A 22,600-nucleotide genomic window follows, 5' to 3' on the forward strand; every position below is an offset into this window, starting at 1 on the left:
CATCCGTCATGAGCCTGTCATCTGCCTGTCGTATTTTTCGACTATCACCCAGGGTCGGGAAAACCAGCAGTGATTCGTCGCTCTCACTCATCGGCAAGCCTGCTGCGCTTGCTGATCCTGATGCTCTGTGCCGCCACCCTGACCTTCCTCTGGGGGCTGCACGTCACCCAGAAGGCCGCCTCGCGCCAGGATGCACTGGCAGCCAAGGCGGCCGAGCATCTTAACCTGGCCAGTATCGTTGCCGAGACCCTGCGCCAGCTGGTCGACCGCGCCCAGGCCGTGGGCCGGGTAACCCAGGAGGACATGAAGACGCTGCGCGAAGGCAGCCTCAGCCTGGCCAGGCTGCTGGCAGAAGACCCGGTGTTCAAGCGCATGAGCCTGTACGACCGCCAGGGTCGGTTGCTGTCCGCCAGCCACAGCGACGAACCCGTACAGCTGCCAGCAGACTGGCTGCAGCAGTTGAAGGTGCATGTCGCCCACTATGGCTTCAAGCCTTTCCTGCCCCGTGTTGCCCCAGCTGCCTCACCAGGGTCGCTGACCAACTGGCGCCTGCCCTTCCTGTTGCCTTTGACCGACCTGCCGGGGCGGGAGATCGACAACATTCTCGTGGTGCAACTCGACATCGGCTACCTGGCGGTCCTGTTCCAGCACATCGACCTTGGCAAGGGTGGCTCGATGCGCCTTATCCAGGACAACGGCGCTGAACGCCTGCGCATCGACAACAGCGGCGTGGTGGTGGCAGGCGACCGCTTCGAACCGGACATGCCCGATGCCGGCGAAGTCACTGGGCAGTTGACCCAATACACATCCGGGGTCCCTTACCAGAGCCTCTACCGGCGGGTGCCCGAGCGTGGTTTCAGTGTGATGGTCAGCCAGCGTCATGACGAGATTCTGGCCCCGTCCGCGCTGGCCTATTCGCGGCAGTTCTGGCTGAACCTGAGCATGACCCTGATGATCCTCGCCAGCCTGGCCTGGACCTTGCGCCTGCTGCGCAAGCGCCAGGAGGCGTTCACCGCCCTGGAGCATGCGCAGCAAGTCAACCAGCAGTTGATCGGCCGCCTGGAAGACGAACACCGGCGTAGCAGCCATGCCGCCGCCACCGACCACCTCAGCGGGCTGCACAACCGCCGCCAGTTCGTCGAAATCGCCGGGCAGGCACTTACCCGGCAGCGTGGCAAGCGCCGCTTGATGGCCATCCTGTTCATCGATATGGACCGTTTCAAGTCGATCAACGACTCGCTCGGGCACAAGATCGGCGACCTGCTGCTGCAGGCAGTGGCCGGGCGCATCCAGCGCCTGCTCGAACCCGGCGACGAGGCCTCGCGCTTTGGTGGTGACGAGTTCGTCGTGCTGCTGGCGGGCGAACGTAGCGAGGAGCAGATCAACAGCTGGGTACGTACGCTGGTGCAGAAGCTTTCGGCCACCTATGCCCTGGACGGTCAGGAGGTCAACACCAGCCCCAGCGTCGGGGTCAGCATCTGCCCGCGTGACGGCCAGGACATCGACAGCCTGATCCGAAGCGCCGATGCCGCCATGTACTCGGCAAAGCAGGCCGGGCGCGCCCAGTACCGCTTCTTCGACCCCTCGCTCAACCTTGCCGACATCCAGGCGTTCACTCTTGAGCAAGCCTTTGGCACGGCCTTGACCGAACGCCAGTTCGTGTTGCACTACCAGCCGCAGATCCGCCTGGATAGCCACCGGGTCCTGGGCTATGAGGCCCTGGTGCGGTGGGATCACCCCGATTTCGGGCTGCTTTACCCAGACCGCTTCATCAGCCTGGCCGAACGCAGTGGTTTCATTATCGAACTGGGATGGGAAGTGCTGCGCCTGGCCTGCGAAGCGCTGGCCTGCTGGGGCACACAAGGCCGTGAAACGTGCCTGGCCGTGAACGTTTCGGCCATGCAGTTGCGCCAGGCCGACTTCAGCACCCGCCTGCTGGCCACGCTGCAGCGGCACGGTATCAACCCGCAGCGCCTGGAACTGGAGATCACTGAAACCACCATCCTCGACCCGGAAGGGACTGCCGTCGACCACCTGCATCGCCTGCGTGCCGCTGGCCTGGGCATCAGCCTGGACGACTTCGGCCGCGGCTACGCCGGCTTCGCGCACCTGCAGGCGCTACCGCTGAGCAAACTCAAGATCGACCGCTCGCTGATCGCACCGCTGTCCAACAGCTACGACGACAGCCCGATCGTGTCCTCGACTATCATCCTGGCCAAGCGCCTGGGGCTGGAAGTGGTGGCCGAAGGCGTCGAAACCCGCGAGCAGGTGGTATGCCTGAAGCTCGCCGGCTGCGATATCGCCCAGGGTTATCACTTCAGCCGGCCGATGTCGCTGGCGCAGTTGCGTGACTACCCGCCTTTCAATGAACTGCAGACGCTGAGCTTTACAACCCCTGGCGCAATGGCATGAGCGTTAACAAGCGCGTCCATCCGTTGGCTGTTTGCCATGATCAGGCTGGCTGCCCGGATGTCGGCGAGGGGTCGGATCCTCCCTGCCAAAAACCTGGCCGCCATCCAGCCTATGCCTCCATGCCGACGGCTTTTACCGAAGCGTTCAGCGGTTCGTGGCGCAGCGCCAGACACGCGCAATGTCACCGGCCCGCGCCTGCAACAATTGTGCGGCGTCAGCGCAAGCCTGCTCCAAGGTCATGGGCCCGCTGGCCAGCGCGAACGCGGCGTCGATCCCGTGGGCATAGAGTTGTTGATAGCCTTCGCCCAAGGTCCCCGCCAGCACCACCACCGGCACCCCGTGACGCTTGGCCACCCGCGCCACACCCATGGGGGTCTTGCCGCGCAGGGTCTGGGCGTCGAAGCGCCCTTCCCCGGTGATCACCAGGTCGGCACCTTGCACCAGCGCGTCCAGGCCGGCCAGTTCGGCGACCACCTCCACGCCGGGACGAAAGCGTGCGCCCATGAATGCCTTGGCGGCAAAGCCCATTCCGCCTGCCGCGCCGCAACCCGGGAAGTCGCGCACGTCTTCGCCCAGCAACTGCGCACAGTGGTCGGCGAAATGGCCAAGGGCCCGGTCCAGGGCCTGCACTTGCTCGGGGCTGGCGCCCTTCTGCGGGCCGAAGATCGCCGAGGCACCATTGACGCCACACAGCGGGTTGTCGACATCGGCTGCCACTTCAACCTGCACCTGGGCCAGGCGTGGGTCCAGGCCACTGGCATCGATTCGGGCCAGCCGCGCGAGGGCCAGCCCACCTTCCTCCAGCGCCTGCCCGTCGGCATCCAGCAGGCGCAGGCCCAGGGCGCGCAGCATGCCGCTCCCGCCATCGTTGGTGGCACTGCCGCCGATGGCCAGGACGATACGTTGCGCCCCGGCCGCCAGCGCCGCGGCGATCAGCTCGCCGGTGCCCCAGGTGCTGCTGCGGCAGGCATCGCGCTGGCCATTGGGCACCAGTTGGATACCGCTGGCCTGGGCCATCTCGATCACTGCGGTGCGGCTGTCTGCCAGCCAGCCCCAGCCGGCGTCGACGTGCTGCCCCAGCGGCCCGCGCACGGTCAGGCGGCGCAGTTCGCCATGGCTGGCAGCGACGATCGCCTCCATGGTGCCTTCGCCGCCATCGGCCATCGGGCATTCGACCAGTTCGGCGGCGGGCAACGCCTCGCCCAGGCCCAGGGCGATGGCACGGGCGACACCGGCAGCGTCGAGGCTGTCCTTGAACGAGTCGGGGGCGATGACGATTTTCATGGGGATTCTCCTGTCCTGATGACGGGCATGCTGACAGCTGTCTGGCGCGCCGGCCTCGGTCGGATGCACAAAATCCCGGCGGCGTTGTTTGGGCAAATGCCTTTGCCTGCGTTCAGTCGACCGGCAGCAGTTGCAGCCCCAGGTACAAGCTCAGCATGCCTTCCAGACGCAACGGGTCGACTTCGCCGAGTTCGGCGATGCGCTCCAGCCGGTAACGCAGGCTGTTGCGGTGAATCCCCAGGGCGTCGGCACAAGCCTGGCTCTGGCCATCGTGCGCGCACCAGGCGCGCAGCGTGTTCAGCAGCTGGCCGCTGGCATCGCGGGCGCGAAGGCGCTGCAGCGGCTGCAGCAGCTCATCCAGCGCGTCTTCGTTGCGGTGGCGCCAGAGCAACGCCGGCAAGCGGTAGCGGTTGAGGCTCAGCACTTGCTCTTGCGGCAGCACCTCGCGTCCATAGGCCAGCAAGTCACGCACGCGTCGATAACCGCGGCGCAGCTGCTCCAGGCTGTGCGCCGCGCCGCCCAGGGCCAGGCGTTCGACCTCCCAGCCGTGGCGCTGCAAGCGTTCGATCAGGCGTGCTTCATCCAGCACCAGGCCCGCCGGCCGGCACCACAGCAATGACTCGCGCGAAGGGCTCACGCACCAGCTTTCCGGGTAACGGCTCATCAACCAGGCCGAGAGCGTTTCGGCGGGTGGGCCGGCGCGCAGCTCGAACAGGCATGGCACCCGTGGCAACTGAGGTTTCAGGCCCAGCTGCTGCGCCTCATCCAGTAGCCGCGGCGAATCGCCACTGCCCCCGAGCAGCAACGCCAGCAAGTCGTCGCAACGCTGGCGCCGCCACTGCTGCTCGACCTGCAGATGGCGTTGCGCCAGGAGCATCTCGGCGGTCATGCGCACCAGCTCGCCGTAGGTGCGCAGTTGCTGCGGCTCACCGGTCAGGCCGAGCACGCCGATCAGGCGCCCGTCAAGCATCAACGGCAGGTTGACCCCTGGCTGCACGCCCTTCAGGCACTTGGCCGCGTCGACGTCCAGCTCGACCACCCGGCCATTGGCCAATACCAGCTGCGCCCCCTCGTGGCGGGTGTTGATGCGTTCCGGCTCGCCACTGCCGAGGATCAGCCCCTGGCTGTCCATGACGTTGACGTTGCACGGCAGAATGGCCATCGCCCGATCGACGATATCCTGCGCCAGGTCATGGTCCAGTTCGAACATTCAGCGATCCTTAAACGTGTCAGCTTTTGTACGGCAGCACAGCGCCATGCACGATACGCTGTGCAAACGCACAAAGACAGGCGCGTCGCACTCCCCGAGACTCGTCAGGGCGAGCGCCGGCACAGGCGACGCGGCGACAACCATAACAACAGAGACCACGATCATGGCACACAGCCCTGCCCCTGACCAAGGCACAGACATCACCCGCAACGCGCTGTACCGGCGCATCACTTTGCGGCTGATCCCGTTCATTTTCATCTGCTACCTGTTCAACTACCTGGACCGCGTCAACGTCGGCTTCGCCAAGCTGCAGATGCTCGACGCATTGAAGTTCAGCGAGACCGTGTACGGCCTGGGCGCCGGCATCTTCTTCATCGGCTACGTGCTCTGCGGCCTGCCGAGCAACCTGGCGCTCAACCGCTTCGGCCCGCGGCGCTGGATTGCCGCGATGATGATCGCCTGGGGCAGCCTGTCGACCTGCCTGCTGTTCGTCACCACCCCGACCGAGTTCTACACCCTGCGCCTGCTGACCGGCGCCGCCGAAGCGGGCTTCTTCCCCGGCGTGGTGCTGTACCTCTCGCGCTGGTTCCCGGCCGATCGCCGTGGCCGCATCATGGCCCTGTTCATGTCGGCGATCCCGGTGTCGGGCCTGCTCGGTGGGCCGTTCTCGGGCTGGATCCTTGACCACTTCGCCGCCGGCCAGCATGGCCTGGCCGGCTGGCAGTGGATGTTTCTCATCCAGGGGGTGCCTACCGTGCTCCTCGGCGTGCTGGCCATCAAGCTGCTGAGCGACGGCTATCAGAAAGCCGCCTGGCTGAGCACTGCCGAGCGCCAGTTGATCGCCGCCGACCTTGAGGCCGACGCTGCCAGCAAGCCCGCCACCCGTGGCGACAGCGTGATCGCCGTGCTGACCAACCCGCTGATCTGGACCTTCGGCTTCGTCTACTTCTGTATCCAGAGCGGTGTGTACGCGATCAACTTCTGGCTGCCGTCGATCATCAAGAACATGGGCTTCGACAACCCGCTGCTGATCGGCTGGCTGAGCGCCATTCCGTACCTGCTGGCCGGCGTGTTCATGATCCTTTGCGGGCGCTCGGCTGACCTGCGCAACGAGCGGCGCTGGCATCTTGTGATACCGATGCTGATGGGCGCCGTCGGCCTGCTGATCGCGGTCAACTTCGCCGGCAACCCGCCCCTTGCCATCCTCGGCCTGTCGATCGCCACCATGGGTGCCCTCACCGGCTTGCCGATGTTCTGGCCGATGCCGACCGCACTGCTCAGCGCCAGTGCCGCAGTGGCAGGCCTGGCGATCATCAACTCGGTGGGCCAGATGGCCGGGTTCCTCAGCCCGTATCTGGTCGGTTTCATCAAGGATCAGACTGGTTCGACCGATGCTGCGCTGTATTCGCTGGCCGCGTTGATCGTGCTGGGTAGCCTGGTGGCCCTGCGGGTTACCCGGGCCGGTGCATTGAAGACTGCAGCGGCCAATTGAGCTTTTTGATGCGTTCGCCGGGAGGTTTGCAGCGCCTGTGAGATCGAGCGCCGCCCGCGCGGCGCATCGCGGGCAAGCCCGCTCCCACATTTGTTTCGGGCCAGTTACTCCTGTACCGCCAACAGGGACCGCCTTGGTGTATGGCTAGAGACAGGTGGAGCAGCCGCTGTACCCATCGCGATGCATCGCGGGCAAGCCCCACATTTGTTTCGGGCCAGTCTCTCCTGTGAAGCCAACAAGAATCGCCTTGGTGCATGGCTAGAGACAGGTGGAGCAGCCGCTGTGCCCATCGCGATGCATCGCGGGCAAGCCCCACATTTGTTTCGGGCCAGTCTCTCCTGTGAAGCCAACAAGAATCGCCTTGGTGCATGGCTAGAGACAGGTGGAGCAGCCGCTGTGCCCATCGCGATGCATCGCCTTGCCCCTGCTGGCTTCCACCGAGATCCATCGCCATACGAACAAGGCGGTCCCTGTTGGCGGTACAGGAGAGACTGGCCCGGAACAAATGTGGGAGCGGGCTTGCCCGCGATGCGCCGCGCGGGCGGCGCTCGATCTCACAGGCGCTGCAAATCCCAAGGCGAACACCACGACGCCGATCGTCAGTTCAACGCATCCCCTTCGCCCCTCAGGCGTCAAATGTCTCCAAAAGCCCCCCTTTGGAGAAGCCCCATGACCCAGCACGCCGTGGCCCGCCTCGAACAGCTCGATGCCAAGCGCCCATTGCGCGTCCAGGCAGGCAACGAAGAAATGATCCTCGTCCGCCAGGGCGACCAGGTCCATGCCTACCAGGGCAACTGCCCGCACGCAGGCGCGCCACTGGAAGAAGGCGTGGTCTGTGGCGGCCTGCTGATCTGCCCCTGGCACAAGGCAGCGTTTGCCGTCGACGAGGGTGCGGTCTGTGAACCTCCGGCCTTGACCGGCCTGCGCCGCTACCGGGCGTGGGTCAAAGACGGTCAAGTGTGGGTCGATGACCAACCCTTGCCACAGAGCGAGCCACCGCGTCACAGCGATGCCCGCACCTTCGTGGTGATCGGTGCCGGTGCCGCCGGCTCGGCGGCCGTTGCCACACTGCTCGACCACGGCTTTGGCGGGCACCTGATCTGGCTCGACCAGGAGCGCCACCCCGCCTACGACCGCACCGCCTTGAGTAAATTCGTCATTGCCGGCGAGATGGCGCCGGACGAGGTGTCAAGCCTGATCGAACCCGACCAGCTGCGCAGAGGCCATCTGGACCGACGCTTCGGCAAGGTCCGTGCGCTGGATGCGAAAAAGCGCCAGATCACCCTCGCTGACGGCCAGCACATCGACTATGACGCAGCCCTGCTGGCTACCGGCGGCAAGCCGGTGCGTCCGCAGCTGCCAGGTGTCGACCTGCCCGGCATCATGACCTTGCGCTCACGCGAGGATGCCGCGCGCCTGCTCGATGCCGCCGAACCCGGGCAGCCGGTGGTGATCGTCGGTGACGGCTTCATTGGCCTCGAAGCCGCCGCTGCGCTACGCAAATATGGCGCGCAGGTGCATGTGGTCACGCGTCACGAAGTACCGTTGGCCAAACAGCTGGGCGAGCGTATCGGGCGCTGCATTCGCGAGCTGCATGAGCGCAAGGGCGTGGTGTTCCACGGCCCGACCGACGTCGAGCGCTTCTTGGGCGAAGACAAGGTCGAAGCCGTGCAACTGGCCAATGGCGAGCAGCTGAGCACCTCGCTGGTGCTACTGGGAACGGGAGTAAAGCCGGCCACGGCGTTCGTGCAAGGCGTGCAGTTGGCCAAGGACCAGTCAGTGTCGGTCGATGCCGAACTGCATGCAGCCGATGGATTGTGGGCCGCTGGCGATATCGCCACCTTCCCCCATGCAGGGCAGCCGGTGCGCATCGAGCACTGGCGGCTGGCCCAGCAGCACGGCGTGATTGCAGCAGCCAACATGCTGGGTGAGCAACGCCGCTACAACGATGTGCCGTTCTTCTGGACCTACCAGCACGGGCGTACCTACGAGGTGCTGGGGCATGCCCGGAATTGGGACCGCATCGAGTTCGTCGGTGAGCCGGAGAAAGGCGATTTCATTGCCCTGCAGTGTTTCGCAGACCAGGTTCAGGCGGTGGTAGCCAAGGGCTATTCGGATGCCATGGCGACGCTGTCGCAACGGATGAAGCGGCCCTTGAGCCTGATTGAGGCCCTCGAGCTGATTGGCTGAAATCACCGCCCTGGCGGCCTTTCAAACCCCGTCGGTTCTGTGTAAAACAACCGGATCATTCCCCGCAAAGGATCCTCGGCATGATCTACCGTCCCCTGGGCCAATCCGGCCTGCAAGTCTCCGCCCTGACCCTGGGCAGCATGATGTTCGGCGAGCAGACCGGCACCGAGGATGCGCTGCGGATCATCGACAAGGCCTGGGACCAGGGCATCAACTTCATCGACACCGCCGACGTGTACAACGCCGGCCGCTCCGAAGAGATCGTCGGCGAAGCGGTGGCGCGCCACCGCCAGGACTGGATCGTTGCCTCCAAGGTCGGCATGGGGCCCACCGATGGCCTGCCCAACCGCAGCGGGTTGTCGCGCAAGCACATCTTCAATGGCATCGATGCCACGCTGACGCGCATGCACCTGGACTACCTGGACGTCTATTACCTGCACCGCGAAGACCACAAGGTCCCGCTGGAAGAAACCGTGCGGGCCATCGGTGACCTGCTGCAGCAGGGCAAGATCCGTTACTGGGGGGTGTCCAACTACCGTGGCTGGCGCATCGCCGAGATCTGCAACCTCGCCGAGCGCCTGGGTGTGGCCAAGCCCGTGGTAAGCCAGCCGCTGTACAACATCGTCAACCGCCAGGCGGAGCCTGAGCAAATGACCGCCGCCGCGTATCACGGCCTGGGTGTGGTGCCCTTCAGCCCGCTGGCCCGTGGCGTGCTCAGCGGCAAGTATGCACCGGGGGCCGAGCCCGAGGCCGGCAGCCGTGCTGCGCGCTAGGACAAGCGCATCATGGAGGTGGAATGGCGCCAGGAGTCACTGACCATTGCCCGGCAGCTGCAGGATTACGCCCAGGCCAAGGGCGTGGGCCTGGTCGAGTTCGCGATTGCCTGGGTGCTCAACAGCCAGCTGGTCAGCTCGGCCATCGTCGGACCGCGCACTGAGGCTCAGTGGGATACCTATGGCGGGGCGCTGGAGGTGAAGATCACGGCGCAAGACGAGGCATTCATCGATTCGCTGGTGACGCCGGGGCATGCGTCTACGCCAGGGTTCAATGATGTGGCGCATTTTGTCAGTGGGCGGTTGGCTCGGCGCTGAGTGTTCTCCTGTCCCGGCCTCTTCGCGGGCTTGCCCGCTCCCACAGGTTCATCACCCTCCTCAAGGAAATGATCCCCCTGTGGGAGCGGGCAAGCCCGCGAAGAGGTCGGCACAGGAAAATGGCATTGGGGAGCTCTACGCCGGGGTCCCGGTCCCCCCTTTCCCCAATCATCCCGGTATCGTTCGCGCCATTGGTTTCCCACCTCTGGAGCAACAATGAAACTCTTGCAACCCCTGCAGATCGGCCCCCTGACCCTGCCCAACCGCGTGTTCATGGCCCCGCTCACCCGCCTGCGCAGCCTGGAGCCTGGCGACGTCCCGACGCCGATGATGGCCGAGTATTACCGTCAGCGCGCCAGCGCCGGGCTTATCATCACCGAAGCCACGCAGATCTCTTTCCAGGCCAAGGGTTACTCCGGTTCGCCAGGCATCCACAGCGCCGAGCAAATCGCTGCCTGGAAGGTCGTCAACCAAGGCATCCACGCCGATGGCGGTCACAGTGCCGTGCAGGTCTGGCACACCGGCCGGGTTTCGCACACCTCGCTGCAACCCGACGGTGAAGCACCGGTCGCACCATCGGCCCTGCCGGCCAACGCCCGCACCACCCTGCGCGATGAGCAAGGCAACCTGATGCGGGTGGAAACCTCCACGCCCCGTGCCCTGAGCGAAGTCGAGATTGCCGCCATCGTTGCCGACTTCGGCCAGGCCGCCGTCAACGCCCGGGAGGCCGGCTTCGATTTCATCGAGCTGCACGCCGCCCACGGCTACCTGCTGCACCAGTTCCTCACCCCGAGCGCGAACCAGCGCGAAGACCGTTATGGCGGCAGCGTGGAAAACCGTGCGCGTATCGTTCTGGAAGCCGTGGACGCTGCAATCGCCAACTGGAGCGCCGAGCGCGTCGGCATCCGTGTCTTCCCGCTGGGTGGTTTCAATGGCGTGGACAACGGCGAGGACCAGGAAGCCGCCGGCTTGTACCTGATCAAGGAACTGGCCAAGCGCAACCTCGCCTACCTGCACCTCTCCGAGCCGGACTGGGCAGGCGGCAAGCCGCTGCGTGATGAGTTCCGCGAGCAGATCCGTGCCGCGTACCCAGGCGTCATCATCGCGGCAGGTGCCTATACCGCCGAGAAAGGCGAAGACTTGATCGGCCGTGGCCTGATCGATGCCGTGGCTTTCGGCCGCAGCTACATTGCCAACCCGGACCTGGTTGAGCGGCTGCGGCTGCAGGCGCCGTTGAACGAGCATCGGGCGCAGTTCGACTATGCCAACGGGCCTGAGGGGTATACGGACTATCCGTTCCTCAAGCAGGCCTGATACTGAAAAGGGAGCCCGAAAGCTCCCTTTTTTATTGCCTGTAATGGCCTTTTCGCGGGCACGCCCGCTCCCACAGGTATTGCACGGACTTCAAGCACTGTGCAGAACCTGTGGGAGCGGGCGTGCCCGCGAAAAGGCCAATGAGGTTTAACGCAATTCGGCCAAAGCGCGCGCCGCATAGGCATGCGAGCGCAAACGCGCCAACGGATCATGGATCCGGCAATCGATCATTAATTCATCCGCTCCGGTCTGCTCGATCAGCGAACGCAGCCCTTCCCGCACCCGCTCCGGCCCACCGGCAATGCTGCAGGCCATCACCTGCTCCAGCACTGCCCGCTCATGGCCCGGCAAGTTCTGCACATAGCCTTCCTGCGGCTTGGGCAGCAAGCCGAAGCGCCCGACATGCAGGTCCAGCATCCACTTGCGGTGCGAGCTGGCCTGGTAATCGGCCTCGGCATCGCTGTCGGCGGCGAACAGGTTCACGCCCACCATTACATACGGCTTGGCCAATTGTGCAGAAGGCTGGAAGTTGGCCCGGTAGTGGGCAATCGCCTGCAGCAGGTAACGCGGTGCGAAATGCGAGGCAAAGGCATAGGGCAGCCCCAGCTTCGCCGCCAGGTCGGCACCGAACAGGCTGGAGCCGAGGATCCACACCGGCACTTCGTGTGCGCCCGGCACACCGCGGACCTGGCGCTTGCCGTTGTCGGCCAGGTAGTCGCGCAGTTCGGCGATGTCCTGGCTGAAATCACGCTCCGGCGCAGCGCCACGCAAGGCACGAACGGTGGGCCCCGAGGTACCGGGCGCACGCCCCAGGCCCAGGTCGATACGGCCCGGATGCAACGTGTCGAGGGTGCCGAACTGCTCGGCGACCACCAGCGGCGCATGGTTGGGCAGCATGATGCCGCCAGCGCCGACGCGAATGTGCTGGGTGGCATTGGCGATTTCGTTGATCACCAGCGAAGTGGCAGCCGAACCGATGCCGGGCATGTCGTGGTGCTCGGCGATCCAGTAGCGGCGGTAGTCATGCTGCTCGACGTGGCGAGCCAGCTGGCGGGATTCTTCGATCGCGTCGGCGAAGGTCTTGCCTTCGCCGATCATGACCAGATCCAGTACGGACAGGGCAGTCATGGGGTCTCCAGAGGGATTATCAGTGACGCCAGTTTCCGCGCTGCGGCGCCAGGGATAAACCCGGCCTCAGGCCCCACATAGGGGCCTTGAAGTCCCTAATCAGTCTTCCCAAGGCACTCCTCGTTCCCAGGTCGCCACCAATAGGTCGATGAACCCACGTACCCGTGGCGACAGGTGCCGCTTGCTCGGATAAACCACACGGATCGGGTCAGCCGGTGGGCGATAGTCGTGCAGCACCTCCACCAGCCTACCGGCCCGCAGGTCATCGCCAGTGATGTAGGTCGGCAGGTGAATCAGGCCGAAACCGGCCCGGGCACCATCGAGCATCGCCTCGGAACTGTCGATGTTCAACCGCCCGGGCTCCTCGCACAGGTGCAGCCCTTCGTCGGTGTGAAAGCGCCACGGCATCGACTTCTCGCCACTGAGGAAGGCGATCTTGTCATGCCCGTAAAGATCTGCCGGCACCTGCGGCACACCGTGCTGGTGCAGGTACGCGGGTGACGCACAGGTGACGAACTGCTGCCAGGCGACCGTGCGGGTCAACAGCTGCGAATCTTCCTTGGGCGCACCGATACGCACGGCAACGTCGACGCCCTCTTCCACCAGGTCGATAAAACGGTCGGTGAATCGAATATCGGCGCGCAGCTCTGGCCACTGCTTGAGGTAGGCATCCAGGATCGGCAGCACATGACGCTGGCCGAACGATAACGGCGCGGTCAGGCGCAAGGTACCCGTTGGCTTGCCCCGGCGCAGGGCCATGGTGCTCTCGACCTCGTCCAGATCATCGAGAATCTGCCGCCAACGCTCGAAGGCCACCTGGCCCTCGTCGGTCAGGCTCAGCTTGCGTGTGGTGCGGTTGAGCAGGCGCACCGCCATGCGCGCTTCCAGCCGGGCGATGCTCTTGCCCACCGCCGAGCGGGTCAGGCCAAGGCTGGCTGCCGCTGCGGTGAAGCTGCCAGCCTTCACTGCGCTCACGAAGGCGGCGATATCGCCGAAGCGGTTGGGTTCCATGGCGGGCTCCTGCGGATACGAAAGACCCGCTTAGATGGGTGCGATTTGCGCCATTGCAAGGGCTGATACAAGCGCTTTGATGAGCAACAGGTGCACAGGGTAGAACAGATAGCCCCAGCGCCGCACCGCTGGCACCGGCCAATGCTCGGCCCGCAGCAGCAGGCAGCCGACGGGTATCGCCAGCGCCGCGGCGGCCATGGTGATCAAGGTCACCGGGGCCCCGAGGTGCCCGCGCAGCCAGCTGTTGGTCAGGTTGCCCGCCACGGCCAGCAGGCAAGGCAGCAGCCACGCCAGCCCACCCTGCCGACGCGCCAGCAGCCAGCCAGTGGGAAGCAACACACCGGGCAGGCCATACATCAGACGCTCGCTGCAGAGCGCGGCGAGCAGAACGGCAGCAAGCCCGCCCAGCCGGACCCAAACCTGCTGATAATGTACACCCCATGCAACCAGCAGCCCCAGGGTCAGCGTGGGAATGATGCTGAAGGTCTGCGAGTCAGGGTCCAGCCAGCGATACGGCGCTTCGGACAATACGGCGAACGCCAGCAACCAGCCGAGGTAGCGCAGGTTGATGTCGCCGGCACGCGCCACGTTGACCGCCATGGCCAGGCAGAACAAGGGGAATGCGAACCGGCCAACGATGAACAAGCCTTCAGCCGCTGGCCAGATGAACCGCACATGGTCGGCGACCATGGTCACGATCGCCACCCACTTGACCAGGTCCAGCCCCGCCGACCGCACGCCTTAGTGCCCTGGCTCGCCGGCCTGCCCCAGGTACCTGCTGGTCCAGGCTGCCAGTGGCAGAGGCGGTTGCTGGTCGAGGATGCGCCGCCAGATCAGCGCCAGGTCGTCTCGGTCGAACATCGCGCCGCTGCCCTGCCACAGGCTTGGTCGGTCGACGATCCAGTGTCCCTGGCTGTCGCGGTGGGCCATGTTGAAACGGAAGGTGTAGTTGCCCGGGATGCCCATGCGCAGGTCGGTGACCACCAACGCGTCACCGACCTCGTCATAGCGCAGCCAGTCGCCTGTGAACCAGCGCAAGCGCTGGAGCAATGCAGACCCGCTGAGCGCCTTCGCCGCGTCAAGGTTCAGCGGCAGGCGCTGCATCTCCGGTGGATCGCGGTCGAATGCACTGCTGATGCCTTCGTAGTAATGACCGTCCGGGGTCTTCGCCAGCACCCGCCAGACCAGGCTGTTGAAGGCCATCGGCACTGCGCGCACCTCGCTCACGACAATGCCCTGTGCATCGAGCGCGGTCTGCAAGCGCTGTTCGGCGGCCATGCGCCCGGCCAGGCCGAAGCCCAGGTAGGCCGTGCTGAACAGCAGTGCCATGCCCAACCACCGTATCGCCCTGCCCTGCAGGCCCTTGAATGCCGCATGGATCACGGCCGCCAACAGCGGTACGGTATAGGCCGGATCAATGATGAACACCGCCGCCCAGCTCAGCGGGGTGAATGCCAGCGGCCAGAACAGCTGGGTGCCGTAGACCGTGAATGCATCGAGGATCGGGTGGGTCACCAGCACCAGCCAGAACGCCAGGAACAGCCGGGAAAAGGTGTAGCCCTTGTCGGGCCAGCGCGTTCGGGCGAGCCAGTTGACCAGCCAGGCCAGCAGCAAGGCGAGCCCGGTGAGGACGAAGAGCGAATGGGAAAAACCGCGGTGATAGGTCATCTGCGACACCGGGTCGGCATAGCGGATGATCACGTCGAGGTCCGGCACGGTGGCCAGCGCAGCGCCGTAGATGAGCGAGCGCCGGCCCTGGATGCGGCCCAGGACCGTACCTTGCAGCGCAGCACCGAGCACGGCTTGGGTGATGGAGTCCAAAGTCAGGCTTCCTCAATGGCAATTGAGGAAACCTAACCCCCGGCACCCGGGTGGCGCAATCGCTGCTGTGTGACAACAAATGGCCGGTGATGCCTTAGAACAGCTGCCAGGTGTACACCAGGGTCAGCCGGTTCTCATCGATGTCACTCCGGTAGTTGGACCGCGCCATGGCATTCCTCACTCGAATTCCCAGCCCTTTGAACACCCCGCTCTGCACCGCATAGCCAATGTCCAGGTCACGCTCGCGGTCCTTGCCCTCGTATCCCTTGCCCGTGTCGACATTGTTGCCGGTGATATAGCGAACCGTCGCGGTCAACCCTGGCACGCCCATGGCCGCAAAGTTGTAGTCATAACGCAGCTGATACGAACGCTCCTCGGTATAGGCGAACTCATAGGTCGGCACTTCATTGCCCAACGGCGAGATGTTGGCGAATACCCGCGGGAACGGACTGTCGCCATAGATGCCCTGGTAGCCGGCGCCGAAGCTGTGGCCGCCATGCCGGGCAGTGAACATCGAGAAGAACGCCTGGTTGTCGATCTTGCCCAGCAGCGCGTCACCGTCTTCGTGGGCGGTGAAATAGCCAAGGTTGGCGCTCAGCACCCAGTCCCCCACCGGCTTGCTGTGCTTCAGGCCAAGGAAACCCTGGTGGTAGATATCTTCAAGCTGCCCGTACCAGAGGCTGACACTGCTCTGGTTGGCGTTGAACGCATAGTCACCGCCCACATAGTTGAACGCATCACTCTCGGCCTGGCGCTGGGGCACATGGCCAAGCATGGCGTTCATCTTGCCGTCCCCCCCCTCGTTGCGCAGGTGAGTGCTGGTCAGGTGCCCTGCCTGCACGGTCAGCCCGTCGATTTCTGCCGAGCTGATGCTGGTGCCCTGGTAGGTCGGCGGCAACAGGCGGATATCACTGAACGTCAGCACCGGCAGGTTGGGCTGCAATTCGCCCACGCGCAGCTCGGTCTTCGACAGCCGGGCCTTGAAGGTAGGCGCGATGCGGCTGTACTCGTCGGCGGCGCGACCATCGCCATGCACCGGCAGCAGGCCGGTGTTGACCCGGTCCGGGCTGCTGTCGAGCTTGATGCCGAGCAGGCCCAGCGCGTCGACGCCAAAGCCGACCGGGCCCGGCGTGTAGCCGGATTTGAAATCGAGGATGAAGCCCTGGGCCCATTCCTCGGCTTTGGATTGCTGGTTGGCCCCGACGATGTCGGAAAAATCACGGCTGAAGTAGTAATTGCGGGCGCTGAGGCTGGCCTTGGCATCTTCGAAGAAGCCGCCTTCGGCTGCGAGCAAGGAGGGGCTGAGCAACGTCAGCCCGATGGCGACGCAAGGGGTGTGGTTCATTCCGAAGCTCTCTTGATCTTGTTGTTATGGATAAGGCGCGGGGAACACGGGTTTTCAGGGGGTGCGGCGCAGCACCTCGCGAGGTTGCGTGCGGCGCAGGCGCAGCAGCCCGTGGGCCAGCAGGCCGAACAGCAGCCCCCAGAACGCCGCCGACAGGCCCAGGAAGGACACCCCCGAGGCGGTGACCAGGAAGGTGAACAGCCCGGCATCGCGTTCGCTGGGTTCGGCCAGGCTACGCGCCAGGGCCTCGCTGATGGCGCCGTACAGGGCAAGCCCGGCCAGCGCGGCGATCAACGCGGCCGGGAACGCGGCGAACAGCGACATCAGCGTCGCCCCGGCAATCCCCAGCAGCAGATAGAGGGCACTGCCGGCGAGCGCCGCGATATAACGCCGACGTGGGTTCTCGTGGGCTTCATGCCCGGTGCACAGGCTGGCGGTGACGGCTGCGAGGTTCAGGCCATGGCAACCGTACGGTGCGAGCAGCGCGCCGGCCAGTGCGCTGGCACTGATCAGCGGGCTGGCCGGCGTGGCGTAGCCCGCATTGCGCAACACCGCCATGCCCGGCATGAACTGCCCGGTCAGTGCGACCAGCACCAGGGGCAGTGCCAGGCTGAAGGTTGCCGCCAGGCTGAACTGCGGAGCGATCCATTGCGGTGAGGCCAGTTCCAGCACCAGCGCCTCGCTGCGAAAGGCACCGCTGGCCAGGGTCACCACAGCGCCTACGCACAGCACTGCGGCCACGGCGTAGCGTGGTTGCAGCCTGCGCATCAGCACGTAGGTGGCGAACATTGCCAGGACCAGCACTGGCTGCACCGGCAGTGCCCTGAACACCTCGGTGCCGAAACTGAACAGGATGCCGGCCTGCATGCCGGCCGCAATCGAGCCAGGCAAGTGCGCAATGATGCGGTCGAAGGCCCCGCTGATGCCGATCAGCAGCAGGACCAGGTTGGCGATCAGGTACGCACCTACGGCCTGCTCCAGGCCGAGTTGGGGCAAGGCGGTGACCAGCAGCGCCGAACCCGGGATCGACCAGGCGATCACCAGCGGTATCCGGTAATGCAGGCTGAGCACCGCGCCGAGCACGGCGCTGCCCATGGACACGGCCCAGACCCAGGACGACAGCATGGCGTGGGACAGGCCGGCGGCTTCGGCGGCATGGAAGATGATCACCAGCGGGCCTGCGTAGGAAATCAGGGTCGCGATGCAGCCGGCGACCAGGGCTGACAGGGAGCAGTCCTTGATCAGGGTTTTCATGAGACGTCTCGCAAGGCTACGGCCGGCCTTGGTGGCTGGCTCTTGTTTTGTGTCGGCTTCTTCGCGGGCAAGTCGGATCGCCGCACCGCCGCTCCCACAGATTCACCACTGGTCTCAAGGTTTGTGTGGGAGCGGCGGTGCGGCGATCCGACTTGCCCGCGAAGAAGCCAGCGCGGTGTATCAGGCCTCCTGCAACGCCCGCGGCCGCCCGCTGCGCTGTTCGTCCTCGGTCCCGTGCGCCTTCTGCAACTGGAAATCAAATTTCAACTCGGCATGGCGCCCCTTTGCCCCTTCATGGAACACCACCTCACCCACCAGCCCGTCACGGGTGGCGTAGGCAAAGTCATCCCAGAGGTACTTGTCCCCGGCCAGGTTGATCTGGGTGGTCAGGTGGCGGTGCCCCGGTGCCGAGATGAAGAAGTGCACATGCGCCGGACGCTGGCCGTGGCGGCCGAGCAGGTCCAGGCATTCCTGGGTCGGGCCCTGCGGGTCGCAGCCATAGCCCGACGGCACGATGGAGCGCGCGCGATAACGGCCCTCGGCATCGGTGACGATGCGCCGGCGCAGGTTGTACTCGGACTGGCTCTGGTCGAAGAACGAATAGGTACCACGGGTATTGGCATGCCACAGGTCAACGATGGCGCCGGCCAGTGGCTGGCCTTGCGGGTCGAGCACCTGGCCCTCGAGCAGCATGACGGTCGCCACGCCCTCCTCGCTGCCGTCGTCCATGCGCACTTCACCCTCGGCCAGCGGCGCGCCGGCCACGTACAACGGGCCTTCGATGGTGCGCGGGGTGCCTCCGCTCAAGCCGACTGCGGCGTCCTTGGCGTCCTGCAGCAGGTCGAGGAAGTGCTCGATGCCAAGGCCCGCCACCAGCAGCCCGGCCTCACCGCGCCCACCCAGGCGGTTGAGGTAGTCAACGGCGTGCCAGAACTCGTCGTCGGTGATCTCCAGGTCTTCGATCAGGCGTGCGGTGTCCTGCAGCACACGCTGGATGATGCGCTTCAGGCGCGGGCTGCCTTGGTCATTGCCAAAGCCGGCGGCCTCTTCGAAGAACGCCTGGATATCGGCAGTGTGGGAAATCTTCACGGTCATGATGGATACCTCGTCTTGTTCTTGTGCAAAGGGTTGAATCAGCGGTCGTCACTGTGGATCGACGACGGGTGGCGGCACAGGCCGTCGACCTCGATGTCCATGTACGGGAACAGCGGCAGCTGCATCAGCGTGTCGTGCAGCGCCTCGACGCTGGGCACGTCGAACACGCTGTAGTTGGCGTAGTGCCCGGCGATGCGCCACAGGTGGCGCCAGGTGCCTTCGCGCTGCAGGCGCTGGGCCAGTTCCTTCTCGTCGGCCTTCAGTTGCGCGGCCTTGGCCGGGTCCATGTCGACCGGCAGCTTCACGGTCATCTTCACGTGGAACAGCATGTTGTTATCTCCTGTCTTGCCTGATCTCTAAAAGCGGGTGCGGTCCCTGTGGGAGCGGGCATGCCCGCGAACACGGGCGAAGCCCGTGCCATCCCTGTGGGAGCGGGTTTACCCGCGAACACCGGCACAGCCGGTGCCATCCTCCGCGTTGCCTGCTTCGCGGCTAAAGCCGCTCCCACAGGGGTTCTGTGTCTTCATTCAGTCCGTGGTCTCAGCGGCGGGCGAAGCGCGCCAGGCGGGTTTCGTCCAAACTCAGGCCCAGGCCTGGCGTTCGTGGCACATGCAGCTGGAAGTCGTGGTACTGCGGTGGCTCGTTGACGATCTCTTCAGTCAGCAGCAGCGGCCCGAACAGCTCGGTGCCCCAGGTCAGCTGGCGCAGGGTGAGGAAGGCATGGGCCGAGGCCAATGTGCCGATCGAGCCTTCGAGCATGGTCCCGCCGTACAGGGCGATGCCGGCCGCTTCGGCGATCTGCGCGGTGCGCAGCACGGCGCGTGGGCCGCCGTTCTTGGCGATCTTCAGGGCGAAGATGCTGGCGGCGCCATCGGCGGCCAGGCTGAAGGCGTCCTCGACGCTCTCGATGGATTCGTCGGCCATGATCGGCGCCGGGCTGCGCTGGTTCAGGCGCACCTGGCCGCCGCGGTTGATGCGCGAGATCGGCTGTTCGATCAGGTCGATGCCGTTGTCGCCGAGCACCTGGCAGGCACGGATGGCTTGCGACTCGTCCCAGTACTGATTGACGTCGACGCGCACGCTGGCGCGTTCGCCCAACTCGCGCTTGATCGCCACCACATGCTTCAAGTCCTGCTCCAGCGGGTTGGCGCCGATCTTCAGCTTGAACACGCGGTGCCGGCGGATCTCCAGCATGTGCTCGGCCTCGGCGATGTCGCGGGCGGTGTCGCCGCTGGCCAGGGTCCAGGCCACCTCCAGGCTGTCGCGCACGCGCCCGCCCAGCAGCTCGCTGACCGGCAGCCCAAGGCGCTTGCCCTGGGCGTCGAGCAAGGCGCTTTCGAGGCCGGACTTGGCGAAGGTGTTGCCCTTGGCCAGCTTGTCGAGCTTGAGCATGGCGGCGTTGATGTTGTCCGCTGGCAGGCCGATCAAAGCGGGTGCCAGGTGGGCGTCGATGTTGGCCTTGATGCCCTCGGGGCTCTCGTAGCCGTAGGCCAGGCCGCCAATGGTGGTGGCCTCGCCGATGCCTTCGACGCCGTCGCTGCAGCGCAGGCGCAGTATTACCAGGGTCTGCTGCTGCATCGTGTGCATCGCCAGCTTGTGCGGGCGGATGGTCGGCAGGTCGACGATGATCGCGTCGATGCGTTCTATGGTCGGGCTTGTCATGCAAAAGCTCCAGTTCAGTCAGTGAATGATCAGGCCGTCGCCAGAGGGGCCTGGCGCCGGCCGCTGGCCAGGTGCACGGCCATGGCCAGCGCAGCGATTGCGCCAGGAATGGCGAAGGCGATGAAATTGAGTTGCAGCGGCAGGTTGATGCCCATCAGCGCACCGCCGAGCAGCGGGCCGACGATGGCACCGTTGCGGCCGATGCCCGATGCCCAGCCAAGGCCGGTGGAGCGCACCGACAGGCCGTAGAGCTGGGCAGCACCGGCATACAGCAGGATCTGCGTGCCGATGGTGGTGGCGCCGGCGATGAAGATCAGCAGGTACAGCACCGGCATCGGGCTGTTGACGCCAAGCAGGCTGATCGACAGCGCCGCCGCGATGAAGAAGGCCACCTTGACCTTGACCAGGTTGTAGCGGTCACCCAGCCAGCCGCCGAGAATCGCCCCGGCCATGCCGCCGAGGTTCAGGGCCAGCAGGAACGACAGGCTCGACCCCAGGCTGTAGCCAGCGTTGGCCATCAGTTTCGGCAGCCACGAGCTGAGCGCGTAGACCATCAGCAGGCAGCAGAAGAATGCCAGCCACAGGGCCAGGGTGCGGATGGCCAGGCCGTTGCGGAACAGTTCCAGCACCGAGCGGCCACCCCCTTTGCGATCCGCCGCCTGCAGCGCGTCATCCGCCTGCACATCGCAATCCGGGTCCAGGCGTTTGAGCAACGTGCGCGCTTCCTCGGTACGCCCCTGGCGCACCAGGAAGCCGATGGACTCAGGCAAGTAATAGAGAATCACCGGCAACAGCAGCAGCGGTACGGCAGCGGCGAAGAACATCGACTCCCAGCCAAAGCGCGGCAGCATGAAGATGCCGACACCTGCCGAGAGCATGCCGCCCAGCGAGTAGCCGCTGAACATGATCGCCACCAGGGTGCTGCGCACGCGCTTGGGCGCGTATTCGTTCATCAGCGCCACGGCATTGGGCATCAGGCCGCCGCAGCCAAGGCCGGCGATGAAGCGATAGATACCGAACTCGCTGGGGCTGCTGGCAAAGCCGTTGAGAATGGTCGCCCCGGAAAACAAGGCAAAACAGATGGCGATCCCTTTCTTGCGCCCGATGCGGTCGGCCAGGCTGCCGAACGCCAGGGCGCCGAACATCATGCCGAACAGCGCGTAGCTGCCCAGTGCACCGGCCTGCAATGGCGTCAGGCCCCACGCTTTCATGATCACCGGCAGTACCACGCCGTAGATGAACAGGTCGTAGCCGTCGAAGATCAGCAGCAGGCCGCACAGGGCCATGACCCTCCAGTGGAACAGTGTGAAGCGGGCGTTATCGATGATCGGGTGTACGTCAAGGGTTCGCATGGCATCTGTCTCTCTTGTTGTTGTTTTGGAGCAACGCGTTGCCGGGGGATCAGCCGAGGTCACCGCCCCCCACCGGCAGGGTCACGCCGGTGATGTAGGAGGCCTCGTCGGAGGCCAGGAAGAGGATCGCGCCGACCTGTTCGTCGATGCTGCCGTAGCGGTGCATCAGGCTGCTGTCGAGGGTCTGGGCGACGATCTGCTGGTACCAGGCCTTTTCCTGCTCGCTCTGCTCGCTGCTGTTGCGCGGGACACGGCGCGGGGGTGCCTCGGTGCCGCCAGGCGCAGTGGCGTTGACCCGGATGCCGCGGCCAGCGGTTTCGAATGCCAGGCAGGCAGTGAGTGCATTGACGCCGCCTTTGGCCGCACCGTACGGCACGCGGTTGATCCCGCGGGTGGCGATCGACGACACGTTGACGATGGCGCCGCTGCCACGTTCGAGCATGTACGGCAGCGCCGCATGGCAGCACCACAAGGTCGGGAACAGCGAGCGACGCACTTCGGCCTCGATCTGCTCCACTTCGTAGTATTCGAAAGGCTTGGCCCAGATCGTGCCGCCGACGTTGTTGACCAGGATGTCGAGGCGGCCGAAGGTTTCCACCGCGATGGCCATGACCCGGGCACAATCGGCATGCAGCTCGAGGTCGGCGGTGAGGGTCAGCATGCCCTCCCCGGCCAGCTCGTGGACCAGCTCGGAACGGTCCACCGCCACCACCTGCGCGCCTTCGGCCTTGAGCCGCCAGCACACGCCGCGGCCGATCCCCTGGGCGGCGCCAGTGACCAACGCGACTTTGTTGTGGAATCGGTTATTCATGTCGATCTCCTTTCAATCCGAAATTGCCGGGAGGGCTGCGCCCTCCATCGCGACACAAGGCCGCTCCTACAAGCACCGCGATCTCCTGTAGGAGCGGCCTTGTGTCGCGAAAAGGCCGCAACGCGGCC

The 22,600-nt window shown here is 65.3% G+C and carries 17 protein-coding genes and 1 pseudogene; 5 read left to right on the plus strand and 13 right to left on the minus strand.

Annotated features, from left to right (window positions below; all coding sequences use genetic code 11):
• Window positions 1-69: 69 nt before the first annotated feature.
• Entirely contained in the window at window positions 70-2,412 is a 2,343-nt protein-coding gene (locus tag APH33_RS07530) for a bifunctional diguanylate cyclase/phosphodiesterase (protein ID WP_054884532.1), read from the plus strand.
• Window positions 2,413-2,556: 144 nt separating this feature from the next.
• Here the strand turns inward: APH33_RS07530 and APH33_RS07535 are convergent, their stop codons facing one another.
• Window positions 2,557-3,696, minus strand: a complete 1,140-nt coding sequence (locus APH33_RS07535; RefSeq protein ID WP_054884533.1) for a glycerate kinase — start codon at window positions 3,694-3,696, stop codon at window positions 2,557-2,559.
• Between the two features lie 112 nt (window positions 3,697-3,808).
• A complete protein-coding gene (locus APH33_RS07540) occupies window positions 3,809-4,906 on the minus strand; it encodes a sugar diacid recognition domain-containing protein (protein WP_054884534.1) in 1,098 nt (365 codons plus the stop codon).
• A gap of 163 nt (window positions 4,907-5,069) precedes the next feature.
• Here APH33_RS07540 and APH33_RS07545 point away from each other — a divergent pair, with 163 nt between their 5' ends.
• From APH33_RS07545 to APH33_RS07560, 4 genes and pseudogenes are all read left to right on the plus strand, one after another.
• Entirely contained in the window at window positions 5,070-6,398 is a 1,329-nt protein-coding gene (locus tag APH33_RS07545; RefSeq protein ID WP_054884535.1) for an MFS transporter, read from the plus strand.
• A gap of 669 nt (window positions 6,399-7,067) precedes the next feature.
• Window positions 7,068-8,588 (plus strand): FAD-dependent oxidoreductase, encoded by a 1,521-nt coding sequence (locus APH33_RS07550; protein ID WP_054884536.1) that lies wholly within the window; start codon window positions 7,068-7,070, stop codon window positions 8,586-8,588.
• A gap of 80 nt (window positions 8,589-8,668) precedes the next feature.
• A pseudogene (locus APH33_RS07555) lies at window positions 8,669-9,679 on the plus strand (aldo/keto reductase).
• 216 nt (window positions 9,680-9,895) lie between these two features.
• Window positions 9,896-10,993 (plus strand): alkene reductase, encoded by a 1,098-nt coding sequence (locus APH33_RS07560; protein WP_054884537.1) that lies wholly within the window; start codon window positions 9,896-9,898, stop codon window positions 10,991-10,993.
• Window positions 10,994-11,140: 147 nt separating this feature from the next.
• Here APH33_RS07560 and APH33_RS07565 read toward each other — a convergent pair whose 3' ends face one another.
• The 11 genes from APH33_RS07565 to APH33_RS07615 all read right to left on the minus strand — a co-directional run bounded on the left by APH33_RS07565 (window position 11,141) and on the right by APH33_RS07615 (window position 22,472).
• Window positions 11,141-12,121: an LLM class flavin-dependent oxidoreductase gene (locus APH33_RS07565; protein ID WP_054884538.1), complete on the minus strand. Its 981-nt coding sequence runs from the start codon at window positions 12,119-12,121 to the stop codon at window positions 11,141-11,143.
• 99 nt (window positions 12,122-12,220) lie between these two features.
• On the minus strand, window positions 12,221-13,132 hold the full coding sequence (locus APH33_RS07570) for a LysR family transcriptional regulator (RefSeq protein WP_054884539.1): 912 nt from the start codon (window positions 13,130-13,132) through the stop codon (window positions 12,221-12,223).
• Window positions 13,133-13,162: 30 nt separating this feature from the next.
• Complete coding sequence (locus tag APH33_RS07575; protein ID WP_054884540.1) at window positions 13,163-13,870, minus strand: TraX family protein; 708 nt, start codon at window positions 13,868-13,870, stop codon at window positions 13,163-13,165.
• Between the two features lie 3 nt (window positions 13,871-13,873).
• A complete protein-coding gene (locus APH33_RS07580; protein ID WP_054884541.1) occupies window positions 13,874-14,953 on the minus strand; it encodes a metal-dependent hydrolase in 1,080 nt (359 codons plus the stop codon).
• Between the two features lie 94 nt (window positions 14,954-15,047).
• A complete protein-coding gene (locus tag APH33_RS07585; protein WP_054884542.1) occupies window positions 15,048-16,298 on the minus strand; it encodes an OprD family porin in 1,251 nt (416 codons plus the stop codon).
• Between the two features lie 54 nt (window positions 16,299-16,352).
• A complete protein-coding gene (locus APH33_RS07590; RefSeq protein WP_054884543.1) occupies window positions 16,353-17,552 on the minus strand; it encodes a benzoate/H(+) symporter BenE family transporter in 1,200 nt (399 codons plus the stop codon).
• A gap of 180 nt (window positions 17,553-17,732) precedes the next feature.
• The gene (catA, locus tag APH33_RS07595; RefSeq protein WP_054884544.1) at window positions 17,733-18,647 is read right to left on the minus strand and encodes a catechol 1,2-dioxygenase; all 915 of its coding nucleotides are present in this window, start codon (window positions 18,645-18,647) and stop codon (window positions 17,733-17,735) included.
• Between the two features lie 38 nt (window positions 18,648-18,685).
• Window positions 18,686-18,976, minus strand: coding sequence for a muconolactone Delta-isomerase (catC, locus tag APH33_RS07600; protein ID WP_003256111.1), 291 nt, complete (start codon window positions 18,974-18,976; stop codon window positions 18,686-18,688).
• Between the two features lie 211 nt (window positions 18,977-19,187).
• Window positions 19,188-20,309, minus strand: coding sequence for a muconate cycloisomerase family protein (locus tag APH33_RS07605; RefSeq protein ID WP_054884545.1), 1,122 nt, complete (start codon window positions 20,307-20,309; stop codon window positions 19,188-19,190).
• A 29-nt stretch (window positions 20,310-20,338) separates the two neighbouring features.
• Window positions 20,339-21,661 (minus strand): aromatic acid/H+ symport family MFS transporter, encoded by a 1,323-nt coding sequence (locus APH33_RS07610; protein ID WP_054884546.1) that lies wholly within the window; start codon window positions 21,659-21,661, stop codon window positions 20,339-20,341.
• Window positions 21,662-21,710: 49 nt separating this feature from the next.
• Window positions 21,711-22,472, minus strand: coding sequence for a 1,6-dihydroxycyclohexa-2,4-diene-1-carboxylate dehydrogenase (locus APH33_RS07615; protein ID WP_054884547.1), 762 nt, complete (start codon window positions 22,470-22,472; stop codon window positions 21,711-21,713).
• Window positions 22,473-22,600: the final 128 nt, after the last annotated feature.

The organism is Pseudomonas sp. NBRC 111130, from assembly GCF_001320485.1.
GTDB lineage: Bacteria > Pseudomonadota > Gammaproteobacteria > Pseudomonadales > Pseudomonadaceae > Aquipseudomonas > Aquipseudomonas vlassakiae.

Coding starts and splice junctions, on each gene's coding strand:
- APH33_RS07535 (WP_054884533.1), bottom strand. CDS start 3,696: ATGAAAATCGTCATCGCCCCCGACTCGTTCAAGGACAGCCTCGACGCT.
- APH33_RS07540 (WP_054884534.1), bottom strand. CDS start 4,906: ATGTTCGAACTGGACCATGACCTGGCGCAGGATATCGTCGATCGGGCG.
- APH33_RS07545 (WP_054884535.1), top strand. CDS start 5,070: ATGGCACACAGCCCTGCCCCTGACCAAGGCACAGACATCACCCGCAAC.
- APH33_RS07550 (WP_054884536.1), top strand. CDS start 7,068: ATGACCCAGCACGCCGTGGCCCGCCTCGAACAGCTCGATGCCAAGCGC.
- APH33_RS07560 (WP_054884537.1), top strand. CDS start 9,896: ATGAAACTCTTGCAACCCCTGCAGATCGGCCCCCTGACCCTGCCCAAC.
- APH33_RS07565 (WP_054884538.1), bottom strand. CDS start 12,121: ATGACTGCCCTGTCCGTACTGGATCTGGTCATGATCGGCGAAGGCAAG.
- APH33_RS07570 (WP_054884539.1), bottom strand. CDS start 13,132: ATGGAACCCAACCGCTTCGGCGATATCGCCGCCTTCGTGAGCGCAGTG.
- APH33_RS07585 (WP_054884542.1), bottom strand. CDS start 16,298: ATGAACCACACCCCTTGCGTCGCCATCGGGCTGACGTTGCTCAGCCCC.
- APH33_RS07590 (WP_054884543.1), bottom strand. CDS start 17,552: ATGAAAACCCTGATCAAGGACTGCTCCCTGTCAGCCCTGGTCGCCGGC.
- catA (WP_054884544.1), bottom strand. CDS start 18,647: ATGACCGTGAAGATTTCCCACACTGCCGATATCCAGGCGTTCTTCGAA.
- catC (WP_003256111.1), bottom strand. CDS start 18,976: ATGCTGTTCCACGTGAAGATGACCGTGAAGCTGCCGGTCGACATGGAC.
- APH33_RS07605 (WP_054884545.1), bottom strand. CDS start 20,309: ATGACAAGCCCGACCATAGAACGCATCGACGCGATCATCGTCGACCTG.
- APH33_RS07610 (WP_054884546.1), bottom strand. CDS start 21,661: ATGCGAACCCTTGACGTACACCCGATCATCGATAACGCCCGCTTCACA.
- APH33_RS07615 (WP_054884547.1), bottom strand. CDS start 22,472: ATGAATAACCGATTCCACAACAAAGTCGCGTTGGTCACTGGCGCCGCC.